Here is a 1587-nt window from a genome sequence, read left to right on the forward strand (position 1 = left end):
GTATGACTGGCGCGAGTGGATCGTTCGGCCGCTTCTCGGGTTGCGGCGCGAGGCGCTGCGCGACGTCCTGCGGCGTGAGAATGTCGGCTGGGCCGACGACCCCACCAATATCGACGCGGCCTTCGAGCGGCCGCGTGTGCGGGCCGCCCTTGCCGACAGCAACGGTGCGCAGCGCATCGACGATGCACTGGCGCTGGCCGCGCATGAGGGCCGCGCGCGCAGTCAACTCGGCCTCGCCGCCGCAAGTTTGATCGGCGATTTCGCGACCCGGCTGTCCTGCGGGCTCTTTCGTCTTGATCCGCTCTTGCTGAACACAGGCGACGAGCGAGCGGCCGTCTATGCGTTGCGTATCCTGCTGGCCATGACCGGCGGAATTGCCTTCTTGCCGGATCAGGCCCGCAGCGAGGCTCTGTTCGGTCGGCTGAGGGCTGGATTTCTTTGCGCCACATTGTCGCGGACGGTTGTCGATTCCCGGCGCTCCGCCATCTTCCTGCGCCGCGAGGCGCGCGGCCTACCCGCCGCCGCAACCCTTACTGGCAGCACCCTGTGGGATGGCCGCCGGCGCATCACATTGAACGACAGCAGCAGCGCATTGTTGATTGCCCCGCTAGGCATGGCAGCGGCGAAGCGGCTGGCGACGGGCCAAGGAAAAGCCCCGCCGAGCCTGATGCGCGCCGCGCTCGCGGCCGAACCGGCGTTGTGGCACGCCGGGGAATGCCTTGGTTTGCCTGGATATGGACTGAAGTCTGCGATGATGGAAGTGCGGCCGGTCGTTACCCCCTTTGCCCGCTTCCTGCCTTCGTTCGACCTGGCGCCGGCGCAGGCCGTCGCCGGGCTGATTGGCGCGGCCCCGGTCCCGCCCTTGCCTTTCAGCGGCCATAGTGCCGGCTGATGGTTGCGCGAAAGCTTAACCCAGACGTGCTGTTATGCTTGGCAAGGGGAGGTGCTCTCCCTATGTTAGGCGCAAGTTTCCTCTTATGACGCGTGTCCGCCCCGCGGACGCCAACGGGACAATTGATGAATCCGAACTATCGCAACCTCGCGCTCTGGGCGATCATAGCGGTCCTGCTCATAGCCCTGTTCAATCTGTTCCAGACGCCGCAGACGCGAGGGGCTTCCAGCGATGTGCCTTATTCGCAGTTCCTGCAGGATGTCGCGGCGGGCCGGGTCAAGACGGTAACCATCGCGGGCGCCCGCATCAGCGGCACCTACACCGACAATGCCAGCGGCTTCCAGACCTATTCGCCCGGCGATCCTTCGCTGGTCTCGCGGCTGCAGGACAAGAACGTCACCATCAATGCGCGGCCTGAAACAGACGGTTCCAATTCGCTGTTCGGCTATTTGATCTCTTGGCTGCCGATGATCCTAATCCTCGGCGTCTGGATATTCTTCATGCGCCAGATGCAGTCCGGCTCCGGCCGCGCGATGGGCTTTGGCAAGTCGAAGGCCAAGTTGCTCACCGAAGCCCATGGTCGCGTCACCTTCCAGGACGTTGCCGGCGTCGACGAAGCCAAGGAAGATCTGGAGGAGATCGTCGAGTTCCTGCGCGATCCGCAGAAATTCCAGCGGCTCGGCGGCAAGATTCCC

At 64.6% G+C, this 1587-nt stretch carries 2 protein-coding genes; both read left to right on the forward strand.

What is annotated here, in order from left to right; all coding sequences use genetic code 11:
* A partial coding sequence (locus EOD15_RS33955) for an ATP-binding protein (RefSeq protein WP_281035600.1) occupies window positions 1-892 on the forward strand: 892 nt, incomplete at its 5' end.
* 125 nt (window positions 893-1017) lie between these two features.
* A partial coding sequence (locus EOD15_RS33960; protein ID WP_185929157.1) for an ATP-dependent metallopeptidase FtsH/Yme1/Tma family protein occupies window positions 1018-1587 on the forward strand: 570 nt, incomplete at its 3' end.

The sequence above is a fragment of the Mesorhizobium sp. M7A.T.Ca.US.000.02.2.1 genome (assembly GCF_003996995.1).
Lineage (GTDB): Bacteria > Pseudomonadota > Alphaproteobacteria > Rhizobiales > Rhizobiaceae > Mesorhizobium.